The sequence below is a fragment of the Xanthomonas sp. WHRI 1810A genome, from assembly GCF_040202885.1.
GTDB lineage: Bacteria > Pseudomonadota > Gammaproteobacteria > Pseudomonadales > Pseudomonadaceae > Aquipseudomonas.
In genome coordinates, this window is the sequence record NZ_JBEGED010000058.1 from 261 (window position 1) to 597 (window position 337).

The window sequence follows — 337 nt, forward strand, 5'->3', positions numbered from 1 at the left end:
CGCTTCTGCCCGGAGGGCGTGGGAGTCCGGCTTGCCGACGATGGGCTGGGCACCAGCCCTAAAACAGGCGCCTCAACAGGCCTGACCCACAGCACACGCTGGTTTACTGCCGGTGCCCGGCAGATCGCAGGCAAGCCAGCTCCCACGGCCTTCGGCCAGAATCAACAGCCAAAGTCGCCACAATATCGCTTCTGCCCGGAGGGCGTGGGAGTCCGGCTTGCCGACGATGGGCTGGGCACCAGCCCTAAAACAGGCGCCTCAACAAGCCTGACCCACCGCACACTCTGGTTTACTGCCGGTGCCCGGCAGATCGCAGGCAAGCCAGCTCCCACGGCCT

1 protein-coding gene is annotated in these 337 nt (G+C 65.9%); it reads left to right on the forward strand.

Annotated elements, in window-relative coordinates:
* On the forward strand, positions 1–337 hold a 337-nt coding region (locus ABQX22_RS26700), incomplete at both ends, for a hypothetical protein (RefSeq protein WP_349802861.1).